This is a genomic window from Streptomyces sp. NPDC004051 (genome assembly GCF_053604275.1).
The window spans coordinates 61,814-80,160 of record NZ_JBSGHG010000004.1; the positions used below are offsets into that span (position 1 = coordinate 61,814).

Genomic DNA, 18,347 nt, shown 5'->3' on the forward strand with positions numbered 1-18,347 from the left:
CTGTATCGGCGGCGGGACTGCCGACGGGCCGTCAGCACCCAGCAGGCTGACCCCCATGTCAGCTCCTCACACTCCAACCCCGACCCCGGCCCGCTCCTTCGTGCAGCGCTTCTCCGCCACCCGGCGCGGTGCGCGCCTCGCACGGCTGCTCGCCGCGCGCCAACTCGCCGAGTGGGGCCTCCCGCACGGCACCGAAGCACACGACGCCGTCGTCCTCGTCGTCGGGGAGCTCGCCGCGAACGCGGTTCTGCACGGCCGCGTTCCGGGGCGGGACTTCGCCCTCCGTCTCGTCCGTGACGGTGGCAGGGCTCTGATCCGGGTCGAGGCGTCCGACACCCGTCCCGCCCTGCCGGCGCGCAGGGCCCCCGGCGAGGACGGAAGTCGTGGGCTGGTTCTCGTCGACGCGCTTGCCGTCGACTGGGGTGTACGCGACCGCCCGGGACCCGGAAAGACGGTATGGGCCGAGTGCGCGACGACACCCCGGAGTCTCACGTGGCTCTCGGCGCCTTACCCGGGGCCGCCGCGGGAAGGGGGGCCGGCTGGAGTGAGGGGAGGGTCAGGTGCCACCAGTCGGTGAGGCGGTCGGGGACGGTGGCCGCGCCCTCGAGCGCCTCGGTCAGGGAGCAGAGACCGAAGAACGCGCGGACCAGGGTGCGGGCGGTGCTGGCGGGGCGGACGTGGGGCGCCAGGTGGCCGGCGCTGCGCGCCTGGGCGAGGAGGCGGGTGGTGGCGGCGGTCCACAGGAGGAAGGGGTCGGGGAGCGCGGTGTTGACGGTCTCGCGTTCGGCCCACAGGCGTGCGCCCGCGCGCGTGACGGGGTCCCCGGCGAGGGCGTGGGCGATGTCGTAGCTCAGGGCGACGAGGCGGTCCAGCGGTGGGACCGTCTCGTCCGTGTACCGTGCGGCGAGGTCCGGCCAGGTGGCGAAACGGTCCTGGACCACGGCGAGGGCGATGCCCTCCTTGCTGGCGTAGTGGAAGTAGACCGAGCCGCTGGTCCGTCCCGACCTGGTGCTTATGTCGTTGACGCTGGTGCCCGTGTAACCGCGTTCGGCGAAGAGGGAGGCGGCTGCTTCCAGGAGTGTTCTGCGGGTTGCTCTGGCCCGTTCCTGCAACGTCCTGTCCACCTTCGCTCAATTTCTCCGACAACGACGAATGTAGTGCGCCCGCGTACGCCGGGAGCAAATAAGGGTCACGCTCACGCGGTAATTACGCATTTCTTTCGAGGGTGAACGCTGGCGAGTGGTAATGGGGCCGATTCGCCGTTGTCCCGGCCTCGCGCGGCGGGCGAGGGGGTCGGCTCCGCCGGAGCGGGTTGCCCAGTGAATATGACTCAACTTCCTTACGATGCAACCACGTTGATGGATCGTACTTCTGGCCGGCCCGGTCGGCGTCCCAGGGGCCATACACCCCGGCCACCCTTACCGTCGATAACTCCTTGCGGTCATTGCCGCACTCTCCGGAGCGTAAATAACGTAACGGTCGTGATGTTTCCGTTTGTTGCCGAACGTCGGGAATGCGCGCAATTCCGTATTCCGGTTGTGCCCTGACGTGCGCCGGCCTGCGGCGCGCCCGGCACGAGACACCGCCAGACCCGGTTCGCGGTCATGCCGCGTGTGACCGCCCGCCCCTTCAGGAGGCCGCTGTGACCACTCCGGTACACCCTCTGCTCGACTGGTCCCCCGAAGCAGTCGTCTTCGACTGCGACGGCACGCTGATGGACAGCGAACGCCACTGGCAGGAAGCCCGCCGCCTGGCCTTCCGGGGCTTCGGGCTCCAGGCCCCGCCGGGGTTCGCGGAGCAGGCCAAGGGCGTGCACTACGCCGACTGCGGGCGGCTGATGGCGGAGTCGGTGCGCAAGCCCGAGCTGACGGCCGACCTGACCGCGTCGCTCCTCGCGAACTTCCTGTCCCTCGTCGCCGACGACCCGGTGACGATGCCGGGCGCCGTCGAACTGGTGCGGCTGCTCTCCGGCCGGCTGCCCCTGGCGGTGGCCAGCAACTGCCCGCTGGAGGTGGTCGAGGAGAGCCTCGCCCGGGCCGGACTGCGGGAACGCTTCCGGCACGTCGTCGTTCCGTCCGGGACGCCGCGGGAGGCGGGCGGCCCGGGCGGGGCGCCCGCGGCGGAGGCGGTGCGGCCCAAGCCGTGGCCCGACGTCTACGCCGAGGCGGTCCGGCTGTGCGGGGTCCGCCCCGAGCGGGCGCTGGCGGTCGAGGACTCCCTGACCGGTGTGGAGGCGGCCCGCCGGGCCGGACTGCGGGTGCTCGGCGTCGGCCCCCGACCGGACGACGGGGACGAGGACGGAGCCGACCTGTGGGTGACCTCCCTGGACGACCCCGAGCTCCTGACGTGGGCCCGAACCTGGGTGACCGGGCCGGACCCGGAGACGGGAAGGGGGCAGGGTCCGTCGTGAAGGCCCCGTCCGACCCACGACGTCCGGCGAGGGGCCTCAGTCGGTGAGGCCCAGGGCGCCCGCCGCCTGGACGGCGAGCCACACCTCCGTCAGGGCGCCGGTGGAGGACAGGTCGCGGCCGGAGAGGACGCCGAAGCGGCGCAGGCGGTAGGCGAGCGTGTTCGGGTGGATGTGCAGCGCCGCCGCGGCGGTCTCGGTGCGGCGGTCGCGCTCCATCCAGGTGCGGACGGAGAGCAGCAGCTGGGAATCGTGGGCCGCGTCGTAGCGCAGCACCTCGCCGAGCACGTGGTCGACCAGCGCGTTCAGCACCGCGGGGTCCTCGGGCAGCCAGCGGCCCGTCGCGTCGGCGCCGTACCGGACCAGTGGGCGGGCCGACTCGACCGCCTTCGCCACCGCCCACAGGGCCTCGCGCTGGGCGACCTTCAGGGCCGCGCCCGGACGGAAGGGGCGGCTCATCCCGGCCGCCACGGCCGGCAGCCCGCCGATGGCGTCGGCCAGCTCCGGGGCGCCGAGCACGTAGCGGTCGCCGCCGCGGGTGAGCAGCAGGTGGGGGTGGTCCTCGAGGCAGTGCAGCAGCGCCTCGTCAGGTGCGTGCCGGACGACGAACAGGGCGGCGTCGCCCTCGATGGCGTGCCGGGCGAGCCTGCGGCGGGCGGCCGCCGGGTCGAGCACCTCCTGGAGCAGCTCCGCCAGGGTCTCGGCGCCCTCGCGGCGCAGCGTCTCGCGCTCGTTGCGCACCATCGCCACCCGCAGCGCCGCCACCGTGGCGATGTGCTGGACGACCGCCAGACCGGCGGGCTGGGCGCCCTGCCGCTCGTACGCCACCAGGAAGCCCGCCGGGCCGCCGGGCGCCGGCACGGGCAGGACGAAGCCGCCGGGGACGGTCGGCGGGGCGTCCACCGAGGAGGGCAGGACGCCCGGGTCGGGGGTGGGCACCCCGGGCAGCAGCGGGCGGCCCTGCGGGGTGCAGAGGTACACGTCGTACCCGGACAGACGCTCGAGGCGGCGCAGGAGCGACGGCGTGTCGAGGTCCTCGGCGACCAGCCAGCGCAGTGAGCCGAAGACCTGCAGCTGTGCGCCCAGCCGGTGCCGCGCGTCGTCCTGCACCGCGGCGGCGACCTCCTGGGAGACCGCGATGAACGGAACGGCGAGCGGCACCTCCAGCACCGGGAAGTCCCGTTCCTCGGCCGTCCGGAAGAACGCCTCGTGCAGCGGGGGCGTGTGCAACTGCGCCGACAGGGCCAGCGCGGAGACCCCGGCGTCGTCCAGCAGCTCCAGGAAGCGGCGCTGCCCGGCGGCGCTCCGGGGGATCGCGAGCCCCGTCGTCATGATGACCTCGGCCCCCAGCAGCCAGGGCGTCGGGTCGTCCAACTCGCATACGTGCGCCCAGGATACGGAGCGGCCGAGGCCGTTGCGGCCCGCCTTCACCGACAGCTGGAGGGCGGGGAAGGAGAGCAGATCCTCGACGGTGAGTTTGTTGGTGGCCACATATATGAGGCTATCTCTCTGTGATTGCCACCATTGTCGCCGGTCGGGGAGGGGCCCACACTGTGGAGCCGTCCCCGGTACGAACGGCAGGTGAAGAGCCCATGGCGACCTCGGTCACCGAAATCGAGACTCATGGTGTCGAGCAGATCCCGGACGAGGACCGTACGGCCCGTCCGCTCGACCTGTTCCGGCTCGCTTTCGGCGGCGCCAACACCTTCGCGACGTGCGTGCTGGGCTCCTTCCCCATCCTGTTCGGCCTCTCCTTCTGGCAAGGGCTCGCGGCCACCGTGCTCGGCCTGGTGGCGGGCGCCCTGCTGCTCGCGCCGATGGCGCTCTTCGGCCCCACCAACGGCACCAGCAACTCCGTCTCCTCCTCCGCCCACCTGGGGGTGCACGGAAGAGTCGTCGGCTCCTTCCTCGCGCTGCTCACCGCGGTCGCCTTCTTCTCGATCTCGGTGTGGTCCTCCGGCGACGCCCTGGTCGGCGGTGCGCACCGGATGCTGGGGGTGCCCGAGTCGACGCTGACGTACGCCGCGGCGTACGCGGTCTTCGCCGGCCTGGTGCTCGTGGTCTGCATCTACGGCTTCCGCTTCATGCTGCTGGTCAACAAGATCGCCGTGGTGGCGGCCTCGGCCCTGTTCGTGCTGGGCGCCTTCGCCTTCGCCGGCGACTTCGACCCCGGCTACGCGGGCGCCTTCGCCTCGACCGCCGACCCGCTGTTCTGGCCGTCGTTCATCGGCTCCGCGCTGATCGTGCTCTCCAACCCGGTCTCCTTCGGCGCGTTCCTCGGCGACTGGTCCCGCTACATCCCGGCCGCGACGCCCCGCCGGCGGGTGATGGGCGCCGCGTTCCTGGCCCAGATCGCCACCCTGCTGCCGTTCGTCTTCGGTCTGGCCACCGCGTCGGTCATCGCCACCCAGGCCGGGAAGTACTTCGACCCGGACGCGCCCAACTACGTCGGCGGCCTGCTCGCGATCGCGCCCGGCTGGTACTTCCTGCCGCTCTGCCTCATCGCGCTGATCGGCGGCCTGTCCACCGGCACGACCGCGCTGTACGGCACCGGACTGGACTTCTGCAGCGTCTTCACCCGCTTCAGCCGCGTCCAGGCGACGGTCCTCATCGGCGTCCTGTCCATCGGGTTCATCTTCGCCGGCCGGTTCTGGCTGAACCTCACGCAGTCGATCTCCACCTTCGCCACCCTGATCATCACCTGCACCGCGCCGTGGATGATCGTGATGGCCCTCGGCTACGTCACCCGCCGGGGCTGGTACGACCCGAAGGCGCTCCAGGTCTTCAACCAGCGCCGCACGGGCGGGCGCTACTGGTTCGACCACGGCTGGAACTGGCGCGGCCTGGCCACCTGGCTGGTCTCCGCCACGGTGGCCCTGCTCTTCACCAACCTGCCCGGCCAGTTCGTCGGACCGCTCGGCAACCTGGCCGACGGCATGGACATCTCGCTCCCGGTCGGCCTGGTCCTCGCGGCGGTGCTCTACCTGGCCCTCCTCACCCTGTTCCCCGAGCCGCGCGGGGTGTACGGGCCGGAGGGACCCCGCCTCGTGCGGGCCTCCGACGCCGAGGTCCTGCCGATCAGCGGCGACCCGCAGGAAACGCCGGAGACGCCGGAGGCTACGGCGGAGCCGGCGCCGGCCGGCTGACCCGTCCGGCAGCCTTCGGCGGTCTCTCCGACCGGCTGAGTCCCCGCACCGTGGATCACGGGGCGGGCCCGCGCGACGCGGGTCCGCCCCGTCGGCGTTCCGCGCGGCAGGCACGCCGCGGGCCGGCGGTTCACGGACGAGCGGCGGGAACGAGCCATCGAACCATCAGGGTCGAACAAACCCCGACAGCGTCATTGCTCGGATTGTGTTCGAGTCCTAGGGTGTCCCTGGCTCAGAGTTCACCCGCGTCACCTCCGTCATCACTCGTTGTGATCCGTTCCGACAGCGACGCACCCTCCGTCACGGTGTGCTGAGGGCCGGCCCCGAGGTGCCCTCGGTCCGCGCCCCGTCCGGGCATCCGTGCATCCCTGCCCCCGTGCGCGTGCGGCGGTGCGCTGTCGAACCGAGGAAGGCCACGGTCATGCCGCACTCCCACGTGTCTCCCACCGACCGGTCCGCCCACCCCGGCACCCGGCCGCCCGTCAGCCGTCGCCGGTTGCTGGAGGGGGGAGCCGCCCTCCTCGGAGCGTTCGCCCTGTCCGCGGCGCCCGCCGGCGCGCACGCCGCCGGACGGAGAGCCGCAGCCGACGGCGCGCCGGACGGCAGCCCGAGCGCGGACGCCGGACCGGAGTGGAACGGCAACATCGCCGTCTTCCGGGTCGGCACCGAGCCCCCGCACACCACCCTCATGCCGTACGCGGACCTGAAACAGGCCCTCGCCGCCGACCGCACCCGCTCGCCGTACCGTCTCAGCCTCGACGGCACCTGGAAGTTCGCCCACGCCGACCGCCCCGGCGACCGCGACCCCGACTTCCACCGCACCGACCTCGACGACAGCTCCTGGGACACCCTCCCCGTCCCCTCCTGCTGGCAACTCCACGGTCACGACAGCCCCGTCTACGTCAACATCACCTACCCCTGGTGGGGCCCCAACGGCCTGGGCGAGGACGCGCAGCCGCCCGCGGCCCCGACCCGCTACAACCCCGTCGGCCAGTACCGGCGCACCTTCACCGTGCCCCGCCACTGGGCGGGGCGGCGCACCTTCCTGCACTTCGAGGGCGTCAAGTCCGCCCACTACGTATGGATCAACGGCACGCTCGTGGGCTACCACGAGGACTCCTACACCCCCGCCGAGTACGACATCACCGAGCACCTGAAGCCCGGCGCCAACCAGATCGCCGTGGAGGTCTACCGCTACTCCGACGGCGACTGGCTGGAGGACCAGGACATGATCCGGCTGAGCGGCATCTTCCGCTCGGTCCACCTGTACTCCACCCCGGCCGTCCACCTGCGCGACTTCAAGCTGGACACCCCGCTCGGCGACGACCACAGGACCGCCGCGCTGAAGGTCACCGCCCAGGTGCGGGACTACTCGGGCGGAGCGGGCGCCGGGCGGTACACCGTCGAGACCCAGCTCTACGACGCCCGCGGGCAGGCCGTCTGGCGCCGGCCGCTGCAGCGCGGCGCCGACCTCGGCTCCGTACCGGCCGGCGAGGACGTGACCGTCGAGGCGTCCGCGGCCGTGCCCGATCCGAAGCTGTGGTCGGCCGAACACCCCTACCTCTACACCGCCGTGCTGCGGCTGCGCGACCCGTCCGGCACCGTGACCGAGACCCTCTCGCACCGGGTCGGCCTGCGCGAGTTCGCCCTCAGGGACGGTCTGATGCGCATCAACGGCCGCCCGGTCTCCTTCCGCGGCACCAACCGCCACGAGATGCACCCCGACCGCGGCATGGCGCTCACCCGCGCGGACATGGTGAAGGACATCGAGACCGTCAAGCGGCTGAACATCAACACCGTCCGCACCTCCCACTACCCCAACAACCCGCTCTGGCTGGAACTCGCCGACGCCTACGGCCTGTACCTCGTCGACGAGACCAACCTCGAGACCCACGCCATCCGCGGCGAGTACCCCGGGAACCACGCCGACTGGACCGAGGCGTGCGTGGCCCGCGCGCAGAACATGGTGCACCGGGACAAGAACCACCCCTCGGTGGTCATCTGGTCCCTGGGCAACGAGGCGGGCGGCGGCACCACCTTCAACGCCATGCACGACTGGATCCGCTCCTACGACCCCACCCGGGTCGTCCAGTACGAGGGCGACGACCGGCCCGGGATCAGTGACATCCGCTCCAAGATGTACGAGAGCCCCTCCCGCGTCGAGGCGAGAGCCGGGGACACCGGCGACACCCGGCCGTACGTGATGATCGAGTACTCGCACGCGATGGGGAACTCGTGCGGCAACTTCAAGAAGTACTGGGACGCCGTCCGACGCCACGACGTGCTCCAGGGCGGCTGGGTCTGGGACTTCGCCGACCAGGCCCTGCGATGGCCCACCCCCGCCCGCACGCTGCTCACCGAGTCCGGCCCCGCCGGGCTGCGCGGCGAGATCGTCAACCCCAGCGGCACCTTCAGCCGCACCGAGGGGATCTCCGGCGGCACCGTCTTCGCCCGGGACGACCGCCTCGACCTCACCGGGTCGCTGACCCTGGAGGCCTGGATCACCCCCGGGGTGACGGGCTACCACCAGCCGGTCATCGCCAAGGGCGACACCCAGTACGCGCTCAAACAGACCGACCACAGCCTCGAGTTCTTCATCCACGGCGGCGGCCAGTGGATCGCGGCGAGCTGGGGGCTGCCGGACGACTGGACCGGACGCGAGCACCATGTCGCCGGCGTCTTCGACGCGGACGCGGGAACACTGACCCTGTACGTCGACGGCACGGTGAGGGCCACCCGGAGCACCACCCGCCGCCCCGACGCCGTCACCGCGCCGCTGGCCCTCGCCACCGACGTCGACAACCCGACCCGGGAGTTCAGCGGCACCATCCGGCGCGCCCGGGTGTACGCGCGCGCCCTGAGCGCCGCCGAACTCGCCTCCGGCGGCCGCGGACCCGACGGTGACGGGGTGCGGTTCTGGTTCGACGCGGCCGACGCGGACGTCACCGAGGTGAAGCCCCGGGAGAAGACCTTCCTCGCCTACGGCGGGGACTGGGGCGACAACCCCAACGACGGCGCCTTCTCCGGGGACGGCATCGTCACCGCCGACCGCGCCCACACCGGAAAAGCCGCGGAGATCAAGCGGATCCACCAGGCGATCCACGCCACCCCGGCCTCCGGCGACACGCCCACCTCGGGACGCGTCACCCTCACCAACGAGTACCTGTTCACCAACCTCCGTGAGTTCGACGGCCATTGGTCCCTGGTCCTCGACGGCGAGGTCGTCCGGCGAGGCCGCCTCACCGGAGACCAACTGGACGTGCCCCCGCTGTCCGCCAAGGACGTCACCCTCCCGGTGCGGCTCCCGCGCGACCCGGCGCCCGGCAGCGAGTACTTCCTGCACCTCTCCTTCACCACCAGGGAACGCACGAAGTGGGCCGAGGCCGGCTTCGAGGTGGCCGCGCAGCAGCTCCCCGTCGACGTCGGCAGCGCGGCCCCGGCCCCCGTCCCGCTGGAGCGCGTCCCGGCGCTGCTGCGCCACGAGGACGGCGAAAGGGCCGTGACGGTCAAGGGCAGGGGCTTCTCGGTCACCGTGGACAAGGGCAGCGGCACCATCACCTCCTACGAGGCCGGCGGCCTGCGCCTGATCACCTCCGGCCCCGTACCGAACTTCTGGCGGGCCCCCACCGACAACGACCGGGGCAACGGCCAGCACCTCCGCAACCAGACCTGGCGCGACGCCGGCGCCCGGCGCACGGTGACCGGCGTACGGGTGCGCGCCCTGCGGGACCGTGCCGTCGAGATCACGGTCACCGGCACGCTGCCCACCACCACCGAGTCCGCGTACAGCATCACGTACACGGTCTTCGGCAACGGCGAGATCAAGGTCGGCAACACCCTGCGCCCGGGCGCGCCGAACCTGCCGTACCTTCCGGAGGTGGGCACCCTGCTGTTCCTGCCGCGCCGCCTGGACCGGCTGCACTACTACGGCCGGGGCCCCGAGGAGAACCAGTGGGACCGCAACCACGGCACCGACGTGGGCCGGTACACCGGGACCGTCTCCGGTCAGTGGAGCGGCTACCTGCGCCCGCAGGAGAACGGCAACAAGACGGACGTGCGCTGGGTCGCCCTGACCGACGGCGGCGGGCGCGGCCTGCTCGCCTGCGGCGAACCGCTCCTGGAGGTGAACGCCTCGCACTTCACCCCCGAGGACCTGTCGGCCGGAGCACGGCACGACTACCAGCTCACCCCGCGCGACGCGGTCGTGCTGCGGCTGAGCCACCGGCAGATGGGCGTGGGCGGTGACGACAGCTGGGGCGCGCACACCCACGACGAGTTCAAGCTCCTCGCCGACCGCGACTACGCGTACACCTACCGGCTGCGCCCACTGACCGACGTGGACGAGGCGACGGCCCTCTCACGGAGGCCCACGGCGGGGGAGTGATCCGCCGGGGCGGGGAGCGACGCCGACGGGACGTCACTCGGCGGCGTCGCTGATCCCCGGCCGCAGCTGCTCCACGTGGTACACGGCCCGGTCGAGCGGCTCGGCGGCATGGTGGTCGTGGAGCGCGTACACGACGCGGCGGCCCCGGCGTTCACCCACCACCAGGCCGAGGTTGCGCAGCAGCCGCAGCCGGTGCGAGCACGCCGACTGCTCCATGCCCACCTCCGTGGCCACCGCCGTGGCCGGCAGCGCTCCTTCGCGCAGCCGGGCCAGGATCAGCAGCCGGGACGGGGTGGACAGGGCCTGAAGCGTGGTGGCGACCTTCGCGACGTTGTCCGCGTCCAGACGGACGCGCTCGACGTCGCCCTGCGCGGGGACGACGGCTCCATGACCCACGCGGACATCCTGCTCAGCACACATGTGGACATGAACGAGTCTTCATGTGTCCCTGTGTGGTGCTGCGCGTGTCCGTGGCTCTCGTTCCCCCGCCCTGCCGGAGACCCGCTGGGCACCGACCGCGCTCCACGCCTTCCTGCTCGGCCTCGCACCCGATCTCGGCGGTGCGCCGGTCCGGGCGGGGGGACTCCCGTGCGCGGTCGCCCACGGGCGCGGCGGCCGGGCGCCGGCCCCCGAAGGAACCCGGGCGCCGCGCGAGTCGGCATGGCGGACCGGGGCGGCACGGACCGACCGAGGCCCACGGAGGTCCATGTCGGATTCCTGCGAGCCCTCGCCCGTCCCGTCCCCGATGCTGGACCCATGCAGAAGGGGATGCACACCGACACCGAACGCTGCGTGCGGGCCGTCCGGTCCAGGGACGCGCGGTTCGACGGCTGGTTCTTCACCGCCGTGCTGACCACCGGTATCTACTGCCGGCCCAGCTGCCCGGCGGTACCGCCCAAACCCGAGAACATGGTCTTCCAGCCGAGCGCGGCGGCCTGCCGGCAGGCGGGGTTCCGGGCCTGCAAGCGGTGCCGCCCCGACAGCAGCCCCGGATCCCCGGAGTGGAACCAGCGCGCCGACGCCGTGGCCCGCGCCATGCGGCTGATCGCCGACGGGACCGTGGACCGGGAGGGCGTGTCCGGCCTCGCCGCCCGGCTCGGCTACAGCACCCGGCAGGTGGAACGCCAACTGCTCGCCGAACTGGGCGCCGGCCCCCTCGCCCTCGCCCGGGCGCAGCGCGCCCAGACCGCGCGGCTGCTCATCGAGACGACGGCCCTGCCGATGACGGAGATCGCCTTCGCCGCCGGGTTCTCCTCCGTCCGCTCCTTCAACGGCACGGTGCGCGAGGTCTTCGCCCTCGCCCCGAGCGACCTGCGCGCCCGCGCGCCGCGGCAGACTCCCGGGACCCCCGCGAGCACCTCCGGCGGCACTCCCGGCGCGCTGTCCCTGCGCCTGCCGTTCCGCGCCCCGCTCAACCCCGACAACCTCTTCGGCCACCTCGCCGCGACCGCCGTACCCGGCGTGGAGGAGTGGCGGGACGGCGCCTACCGGCGCACACTGCGGCTGCCGTACGGGCACGGCGTCGTGGCCCTGGCCCCACGGCCCGACCACATCGCCTGCCGCCTCACCCTCACCGACCCGCGCGATCTCGCCGTCGCCATCAGCCGCTGCCGTCGGCTGCTCGACCTGGACGCCGACCCGGTGGCCGTCGACGACCGGCTGCGCACCGACCCGGTGCTCGCCCCGCTGGTCGACAAGGCGCCCGGCCGCCGGGTCCCGCGTACGGTCGACGAGGCGGAGTTCGCCGTGAGGGCCGTGCTCGGCCAGCAGGTCTCCACGGCCGCCGCCCGCACCCACGCGGCCCGCCTGGTCGCCGCGCACGGCGAGCCGGTGGACGACCCGGACCCCGAGGGCGGCCTCACCCACCTCTTCCCGTCCCCCGAGGCGCTCGCCGACCTGGACCCCGAGACCTTGGCCATGCCCCGCACCCGCAGGACCACCTTCACCACCCTGGCCCGCCGGCTCGCCGACGGCGACCTCCGGCTGGACGTCGGGAGCGACTGGCCCGAGACCCGCGAGAAGCTCCTGGCCCTCCCCGGCTTCGGCCCCTGGACGGCCGACGTCATCGCCATGCGCGCCCTGGGCGACCCCGACGCCTTCCTCCCCACCGACCTCGGCGTCCGCCGCGCCGCCCGCGACCTCGGCCTGCCGTCCACCCCGGCCGCGCTCACCGCACGCGCGGCGGCCTGGCGGCCCTGGCGGGCGTACGCGGTCCAGTACCTGTGGGCGACGGACAGCCACCCGATCAACTTCCTGCCGAGCTGAGGAAACCCTGAAGAACCTGAGGAAACCCCGAGGAAACCCCGAGGAAACCCCGAGGAAATCCCGAGGAAGAGGAAACAGAGAGTCACCGCCGATGAAACAGCACACCGTGACCGACAGCCCCTACGGCCCCCTGACGCTCGTCGCCGAGGACGGCGTCCTGTGCGGCCTCTACATGACCGACCAGCGCCACCGCCCCCAGGAGGAGACCTTCGGAGACCGCGACGACACCCTCTGCCCCGCGGCGAAGGAACAGCTGAACGCCTACTTCGCAGGCGAGTCGAAGGAGTTCACCCTCGAACTGCGCCTGCACGGCACCCCGTTCCAGCGCCGCGTCTGGGAGCAGCTGACGCGCATCCCGTACGGCGAGACCCGCTCCTACGGCCAGCTCGCCGACGCCCTCGGCACCCCCCGGGCATCCCGCGCGGTCGGCCTCGCCAACGGCCGCAACCCGATCGGCATCATCGTCCCCTGCCACCGCGTCATCGGCGCGAGCGGAAGCCTCACCGGCTACGGCGGCGGCCTGGCCCGCAAGCAGCGCCTGCTGGACTTCGAGCGGGGCACGGCCCTGTTCTGAACGGAGGTCCGGGCTATGCCGCGATCCGGCCGAGCAGCGCGGGCAGGGCCGTGCCGATCGGCTCCCGGATGATCTCGTCGGCGCGGTCGTCGTACGGCGTCGGCTCGGCGTTGACGATGACGAGCCGGGCGCCGTGGTCGGCGGCGACGCCCGCGAGGCCGGCGGCGGGATGGACCTGGAGGCTGGTGCCGACGGCGATGAAGACGGTGCAGGCCTTGCTGATCGAGAGCGCCTCACCGAGCACCACGGGGTCGAGCCGCTCGCCGAACATCACCGTCGCCGACTTGAGGATCCCGCCGCACACCAGGCACGGCGGATCCTCCTCACCGGCCTCGACCCGGGCGAGCGCGTCCTCCATGGGGCTTCGGGCACGGCACTCCGTGCACACCACACTGCGCACCGTGCCGTGCAGCTCGAGCACCTTGCGGGCCGGCATCCCGGCGAGCTGGTGCAGCCCGTCCACGTTCTGCGTGATCACCCGCACCGGCACCCCGGACCGCTCCAGCTCGGCCACGGCCCGGTGCGCGGCGTTCGGCTCGGCCGTGAGCGCGCGGTTCTTGCGCCGCATCTGCCAGGACCGGCGGCGGATGTCCGGGTCGCCCATGTAGTACGCGTACGTCACGAGCTTCTCGGCCTCCGGGTCCCGCCGCCACAGCCCGTTCGGGCCTCGGTAGTCGGGGATGCCGGAGTCGGTGCTGACGCCGGCACCGCTGAGAAGGGCGACGAGGGGCTTGCTCATGCAGCCGAGGGTAGGGGCCGCCGGCCGTGGCGGCGAGCCGATATCGGCGGGTGGGGCGGCGGGTGGGGTGGCGGGCGGGCACGGGTCAGTTCACCCGGTGTCCGTTCTCCAGCTCCGCGGTCTCCGAGCCCTCGGCGAGAACGTCCAGGGCGGCCGGCACCCGGCGTCCCAGGGCGCCCTGGAGATACTCGGCCAGCTCCTCGCGCGGCACGAGCCGCCAGGACAGCAGCTCCTCCTCCTGCAACCGGATCGCCGCGAGGTCGTCCGCGTCGAGCACCCCGCCGTCGTACAGGTACGCCGCCATCGGGGCCTGCCCGGGCCACTGCACCCAGTCCACCGCGAGCAGCCGCCCGAGCGGCCGGTCGAGCCCGATCTCCTCGGCCGTCTCGCGCCGCGCGCCCTGCCGCGGGGTCTCCCCGTCGTCCGACTCGATCGTGCCGCCGGGCAGCGTCCACCCCTCCCGGTAGTTCGGCTCGACGAGCAGCACCCGGCCCTCGCCGTCCCGGAAGAGGGCGGCCGCGCCGGCGAAGATCCGGGGGAGGGAGGCGAGGTAGGCGGCGAAATCCTGGGCTTCCTGCGTGGTGGTCATACCGGCAGGGTAATGGCGCCGGGGAACGCCGCCGTGGCCGACGGAGCGGCCCGGTCAGGGCGCACGGCAGCACACCCCGGTCCCGGGACCGGCACCGGACGGCGCACGCGCCGGGGCACACGAGCCACCGGCCGCACCACCCGTATCCCTTGTCCCTTGTTCCTTGTCCCCTGTCTCTGTTTCCCGTCCCGGCCTTCCGGAGCCGGGATCAGGCCGCCGTCCGCGCCAGCCGCAGGGTGCGCTCCGCCAGCTCGCTGATCCGCGCCCCGTCGAAGCCGAGGACCGCGCTGCGCACCGTGTCCTGGAGCGGGTCCTTCCACTGCCCCGGGACGGCCGACGCGCCGCACAGGACGCCGGCCACCGAGCCCGCCGTCGCCCCGTTGGAGTCGGTGTCCAGGCCGCCGCGGACGGTCAGGGCGACGGTGCGGGTGAAGTCACCGTCGCCGTACAGCAGACCGGCGGTGAGGACGGCGGCGTTCGGGACGGTGTGGATCCAGCCGAGGCCCCTCGTCTCCTCCTCGACGGTGGCGAGCGTCTCCTCCCAGGCCAGCCCGGTGTCGTGCAGGGCGCACACCCTGCGCACGGTGCGGGCCAGGCGGCAGCCCGCCGGGATCACCGCCAGCGCCTCGTCCACGGCACGGCGCACCGTGGACGCCGTGAACGCCGCCGAGATCAGCGCCGCCGCCCACATCGCGCCGTAGACCCTGTTGCCGGTGTGCGACAGCACCGCGTCCCGGCGGGCCAGCGAGGCCGCGCGGCGGGGGGCGCCGGGGGAGGTCCAGCCGTGGATGTCGGCGCGGATCAGGGCGCCGATCCACTCCTGGTACGGGTTGTCGTAGGTGGCCGTCAGCGGCGGCCTGCGGCCGTTCGCGAGGTTCCGGTACGCCACGCGTTCCGCGGTGAACGTCTGCAGGTACGGCAGCCGCAGCAGCCACAGGTCGCCCACCTGCTCGGTGCTGAAGCCGAAGCCGTGGGTCTCCAGCAGGTGCAGGCCGAGGATCGCGTAGTCGACGTCGTCGTCCCGGCAGCTGCCGTGGACGCGGCCGCGGACACAGGACCGCCACTCGGGACGCAGGTCGCGGCGGTCGCTCTCGGTGAGCGGTCCGGGCAGGTAGTCGTCGAGGGGGAGGGCCGCCGCCCGGCGCAGGTAGCGGTCGATGCGCTCACGGGTCCACACCTCGCCCTGCTCGACCGGCTTGCCCAGCATGTTGCCCGCGATCCGGCCCAGCCAGCCCCCGAGGACGCGGTCGGCGAGCCCCGGTTCCGTCTCCACAGCGGTCATGGGTCCGGTCTACCCGATTCCGGCCGCGACCGCGCCCTTCCCGGCCGGGTGTCCGCCGGTCCGGGGGGCGACGCCGCGGGCGCCCGCCGGTTAGGGTCGCAGGGGCGCGCGACCGGCCCCGACACGGGTACGGGATCCGGGGAATCCGGAGAACCCGGAGAGCAAGGGGATTGCGGAAGTGGCGGACGCTGCAGTGAGCGGTACTCGAACAGCACGGTCAGCACGGTCGGCGCGGCGGGTGCTCGTCGCCGCGGACAAGTTCAAGGGGTCGCTGACGGCCGTGCAGGTCGCCGAGCGGGTGACGGCCGGACTGCGCAGGGTGGTGCGGGACCTCGAGGTCGAGGCGCTGCCCGTGGCCGACGGCGGTGACGGCACGGTGGCGGCGGCGATCGCGGCCGGTTTCGACCGGCAGGAGGTACGGGTCACCGGCCCCGTCGGCGACGAGGTGACGGCGGTGTTCGCGCTGCGCGGCGACACCGCCGTGGTGGAGATGGCGGAGGCCAGCGGGCTCCAGCGGCTTCCGGGCGGAGTGCTCGCACCGCTGACGGCGTCCACGTACGGGTCCGGCGAGCTGCTGCGGGCCGCGCTGGACGCGGGCGCGCGGACCCTGGTGTTCGGGGTCGGGGGCAGCGCCACCACGGACGGCGGCGCCGGCATGCTGGCCGCGCTGGGCGCCCGCTTCCTGAAGGCCGACGGTGAGCCGGTGGCGCCGGGCGGCGGCGGTCTCGCCGAACTGGCCTCGGCCGACCTGTCGGGCCTGGACCCGCGTCTGGGCCGGGTCGGGTTCGTGCTCGCCAGCGACGTCGACAACCCGCTGACCGGCCCGAAGGGCGCCCCGGCGGTCTACGGGCCGCAGAAGGGCGCCTCGCCGCAGGACGTGGAGCGGCTGGACGCGGCGCTCGGGCACTTCGTGCGGGTGCTGGAGGAGTCGGCCGGGGTGGGGGCCGCCGCGGAGCTCGCCGGTTCGGCGGGCGCGGGTGCGGCCGGCGGCATCGGGTTCGGCGCCCTGCTCCTCGGGGCCGGGTTCCGGCCCGGTATCGAGGTGATGCTGGACGTCCTCGGTTTCGCGCCCGCGCTGGAGCGGGCCGACCTGGTGATCACCGGAGAGGGCTCGCTGGACGAGCAGACCCTGCACGGCAAGGCCCCGGCGGGCGTCGCCACCGCGGCACGCGCCGCCGGCAAGGAGGTCGTCGCGGTGTGCGGGCGGCTCACCCTGCCGCCGGAGGCGCTGGGGCGGGCGGGGATCCGGCGGGCGTACGCGCTGACGGACCTCGAGCCGGACGTGGCGACGTGCATCGCGCAGGCGGGGCCGATCCTGGAGCGGACCGCGGAGCGGATCGCCCGGGACTTCCTGAGCTGAGACCGCCCGGTCGCGCCGAAAAGCGAAGGGCCCCGAACCCGGCTTCGGGTTCGGGGCCCTTCGCGGCACCGTCACGACTGCGCGGCTCGCGCCTCGCGGCGGTTGTCGCGGAAGTTGTTCACCCGGCGGGCCGTGGCGAACAGCGGGATCACCGCGCCCAGCACCAGCTGCAGCGCGCACCCCGTCTGCAGCAGCAGCTGGCCGCTGGGGGCGTCGAAGGCCCACGCCGTCAGCATCCCCATGGTCAGCACGATCCAGGTCAGCATCGCCACCGCGAGGGGCCCCCGCGGCTTCGGGTACTCGACCCGGCTCACCATCAGCCAGGCGGTGCCCAGGATCGCCAGTACCGTCGCCACGAACGGCAGCTCCAGCAGCACGATCGAGACGACGGTCAGCGCGCCGAACGGCGACGGCATGCCCTGGAAGGTGCCGTCCTTGACCGTGACGCAGGAGAACCTCGCCAGCCTCAGCACCACCGCCAGCAGCACCACGATCGCGCCGACCGCGGCCACTCTCTGGTGCGCGTCGTCCGCGACCATGCCGTACACGAGGACGAAGTACGCCGGCGCCAGACCGAAGCTGATCAGGTCCGAGAGGTTGTCCAGTTCCGCGCCCATCGGGGAGGAGCGCAGCTTCCGGGCCACCAGGCCGTCGAACAGGTCGAAGACGGCCGCGCACAGCATCAGGATCACGGCGGTGGCCGCGCTGTGACGGGCCATGCCGGACTCCTGGCTGCCCGTGAGGTGCGGGATCAGGATGCCGGTGGTGGTGAAGTACACGGCCATGAAGCCGCAGGTGGCGTTGCCGAGGGTGAGGGTGTCCGCTATCGACAGGCGGAGCGAGAGAGGCATCTCCTCCTCGTCGTCCTCCTCGTCGGCGTCGGGCACCCAGCCGGCCTGTGTCTCAGGATCAATCACGGTCAATTCGAGTCACCCCTGCCACGGTCTTCTGACCCACCTCGACGTCGATCTCGACGCCCTCGGGCAGGTAGAGGTCGACCCGGGAGCCGAACCGGATGAGACCGATCCGCTCGCCCTGCTCGACCTTGGTGCCCTCGGGCACGTAGGGCACGATGCGGCGGGCCACCGCGCCGGCGATCTGGATCATCTCGATGTCGCCGAGCTCGGTGTCGAAGTGCCAGACCACCCGCTCGTTGTTCTCGCTCTCCTTGTTGAAGGCGGGAACGAAGCCACCGGGGACGTGCTCGACCGACGTCACCGTGCCGGCCAGCGGCGCCCGGTTGACATGGACGTTGAGCGGGCTCATGAAGATCGCGACACGGGTCCGGCCGTCCTTCCACGGCATGATGCTCTGCACCACACCGTCGGCGGGCGAGATGACCCGGCCCCGGGTGATCTCGCGCTCGGGGTCGCGGAAGAACCACAGCATCCCCGCCGCGAGAGCGGTGGCGGGGACGGCTACGGCCTTGGCGGCACCCGAGCGGCGGGCGCGGACCAGGCTGACGGCTGCGGTGGCGACGGTCGGCAGAAGCCACGGCGACGCTCCGCGCGCGAGGCGTACACCGGAGAGGCTGTCGCGAGATGCAGAGGTTTTGCTGTGGGGCATGGATGACCTTCGTAGCGGATAGTGCCGCGCACTGA

General features: G+C 73.0%; 15 protein-coding genes. 7 read left to right on the forward strand and 8 right to left on the reverse strand.

The genetic code is table 11. The features are described from left to right. Window positions 1-55: 55 nt before the first annotated feature. Window positions 56-577, forward strand: a complete 522-nt coding sequence (locus ACWEQO_RS07295) for an ATP-binding protein (RefSeq protein WP_361457502.1) — start codon at window positions 56-58, stop codon at window positions 575-577. On the opposite strand, the gene ACWEQO_RS07300 is transcribed toward ACWEQO_RS07295, so the two are convergent. After that, window positions 489-1,124, reverse strand: a complete 636-nt coding sequence (locus tag ACWEQO_RS07300; RefSeq protein WP_361457499.1) for a ScbR family autoregulator-binding transcription factor — start codon at window positions 1,122-1,124, stop codon at window positions 489-491. The genes ACWEQO_RS07295 and ACWEQO_RS07300 overlap by 89 nt on opposite strands. Window positions 1,125-1,642: 518 nt before the next feature. Between ACWEQO_RS07300 and ACWEQO_RS07305 the strand changes: the two genes are divergently transcribed. Then, window positions 1,643-2,410, forward strand: a complete 768-nt coding sequence (locus tag ACWEQO_RS07305; protein WP_361457496.1) for an HAD family hydrolase — start codon at window positions 1,643-1,645, stop codon at window positions 2,408-2,410. A gap of 36 nt (window positions 2,411-2,446) precedes the next feature. Here ACWEQO_RS07305 and ACWEQO_RS07310 read toward each other — a convergent pair whose 3' ends face one another. After that, window positions 2,447-3,898 (reverse strand): PucR family transcriptional regulator, encoded by a 1,452-nt coding sequence (locus ACWEQO_RS07310; RefSeq protein ID WP_452979874.1) that lies wholly within the window; start codon window positions 3,896-3,898, stop codon window positions 2,447-2,449. A 101-nt stretch (window positions 3,899-3,999) separates the two neighbouring features. Here ACWEQO_RS07310 and ACWEQO_RS07315 point away from each other — a divergent pair, with 101 nt between their 5' ends. Both ACWEQO_RS07315 and ACWEQO_RS07320 read left to right on the forward strand, forming a co-directional pair. Next, complete coding sequence (locus tag ACWEQO_RS07315) at window positions 4,000-5,553, forward strand: purine-cytosine permease family protein (RefSeq protein ID WP_452979877.1); 1,554 nt, start codon at window positions 4,000-4,002, stop codon at window positions 5,551-5,553. A gap of 421 nt (window positions 5,554-5,974) precedes the next feature. Beyond that, window positions 5,975-9,937, forward strand: a complete 3,963-nt coding sequence (locus tag ACWEQO_RS07320) for a glycoside hydrolase family 2 TIM barrel-domain containing protein (protein WP_452979880.1) — start codon at window positions 5,975-5,977, stop codon at window positions 9,935-9,937. Between the two features lie 33 nt (window positions 9,938-9,970). On the opposite strand, the gene ACWEQO_RS07325 is transcribed toward ACWEQO_RS07320, so the two are convergent. Continuing rightward, window positions 9,971-10,333, reverse strand: a complete 363-nt coding sequence (locus tag ACWEQO_RS07325) for an ArsR/SmtB family transcription factor (protein ID WP_452979883.1) — start codon at window positions 10,331-10,333, stop codon at window positions 9,971-9,973. A 360-nt stretch (window positions 10,334-10,693) separates the two neighbouring features. Between ACWEQO_RS07325 and ACWEQO_RS07330 the strand changes: the two genes are divergently transcribed. Further along, the gene (locus tag ACWEQO_RS07330) at window positions 10,694-12,202 is read left to right on the forward strand and encodes an AlkA N-terminal domain-containing protein (RefSeq protein ID WP_452979886.1); all 1,509 of its coding nucleotides are present in this window, start codon (window positions 10,694-10,696) and stop codon (window positions 12,200-12,202) included. Window positions 12,203-12,293: 91 nt separating this feature from the next. After that, window positions 12,294-12,776, forward strand: a complete 483-nt coding sequence (locus ACWEQO_RS07335; RefSeq protein WP_452979889.1) for a methylated-DNA--[protein]-cysteine S-methyltransferase — start codon at window positions 12,294-12,296, stop codon at window positions 12,774-12,776. Between the two features lie 13 nt (window positions 12,777-12,789). Here ACWEQO_RS07335 and ACWEQO_RS07340 read toward each other — a convergent pair whose 3' ends face one another. From ACWEQO_RS07340 to ACWEQO_RS07350, 3 genes are all read right to left on the reverse strand, one after another. Continuing rightward, complete coding sequence (locus tag ACWEQO_RS07340; protein WP_452979892.1) at window positions 12,790-13,515, reverse strand: SIR2 family NAD-dependent protein deacylase; 726 nt, start codon at window positions 13,513-13,515, stop codon at window positions 12,790-12,792. An 85-nt stretch (window positions 13,516-13,600) separates the two neighbouring features. Continuing rightward, window positions 13,601-14,104, reverse strand: a complete 504-nt coding sequence (locus ACWEQO_RS07345) for an NUDIX hydrolase (RefSeq protein ID WP_361457472.1) — start codon at window positions 14,102-14,104, stop codon at window positions 13,601-13,603. Window positions 14,105-14,312: 208 nt separating this feature from the next. Beyond that, window positions 14,313-15,386, reverse strand: a complete 1,074-nt coding sequence (locus ACWEQO_RS07350) for an ADP-ribosylglycohydrolase family protein (protein ID WP_452979895.1) — start codon at window positions 15,384-15,386, stop codon at window positions 14,313-14,315. Window positions 15,387-15,564: 178 nt separating this feature from the next. Between ACWEQO_RS07350 and ACWEQO_RS07355 the strand changes: the two genes are divergently transcribed. After that, complete coding sequence (locus ACWEQO_RS07355; protein ID WP_452979898.1) at window positions 15,565-16,746, forward strand: glycerate kinase; 1,182 nt, start codon at window positions 15,565-15,567, stop codon at window positions 16,744-16,746. 71 nt (window positions 16,747-16,817) lie between these two features. Here the strand turns inward: ACWEQO_RS07355 and pssA are convergent, their stop codons facing one another. Next, a complete protein-coding gene (gene pssA / locus ACWEQO_RS07360; RefSeq protein ID WP_361457614.1) occupies window positions 16,818-17,633 on the reverse strand; it encodes a CDP-diacylglycerol--serine O-phosphatidyltransferase in 816 nt (271 codons plus the stop codon). A 22-nt stretch (window positions 17,634-17,655) separates the two neighbouring features. After that, the gene (locus ACWEQO_RS07365) at window positions 17,656-18,312 is read right to left on the reverse strand and encodes a phosphatidylserine decarboxylase (protein ID WP_361457463.1); all 657 of its coding nucleotides are present in this window, start codon (window positions 18,310-18,312) and stop codon (window positions 17,656-17,658) included. Between the last annotated feature and the right edge of the window lie 35 nt (window positions 18,313-18,347).